At 55.7% G+C, this 228-nt stretch carries 1 protein-coding gene; it reads left to right on the top strand.

The genetic code is table 11. The features are described 5' to 3' along the window. Positions 1-10 precede the first annotated feature (10 nt). Positions 11-228 (top strand): YtxH domain-containing protein (locus KVT27_RS26495; protein WP_217582367.1); only part of this gene is annotated, 218 nt, incomplete at its 3' end.

The raw sequence follows: 228 nt of genomic DNA, 5'->3' as shown, positions 1-228 counted from the left end.
TGGATGACACATGTCCAACGAGAAAAAAGGGAAAGATCTCCTCATCGGTGCCGTTGTAGGAGGCTTGCTTGGTGCCGCGACTGCGCTGCTATTCGCACCGAAGTCCGGCCGTGAGCTGAGAAACGATATCGCCGACAATGCGAAAGCGGTTAGTGACAAAACGGTCCAAATCGCCGGCACCGTGTCCCAAAAGACGCAAGACGTGGCGAAAACCGTCAGCACGACGAC

Origin of the sequence: Lysinibacillus sp. GbtcB16 (assembly GCF_019091145.1) — a bacterium.
In the GTDB taxonomy this organism is placed as follows: domain Bacteria; phylum Bacillota; class Bacilli; order Bacillales_A; family Planococcaceae; genus Lysinibacillus; species Lysinibacillus fusiformis.
Note: the sequence above shows the minus strand (reverse complement) of the source record. Positions and strands in the feature narration are given on the sequence as shown.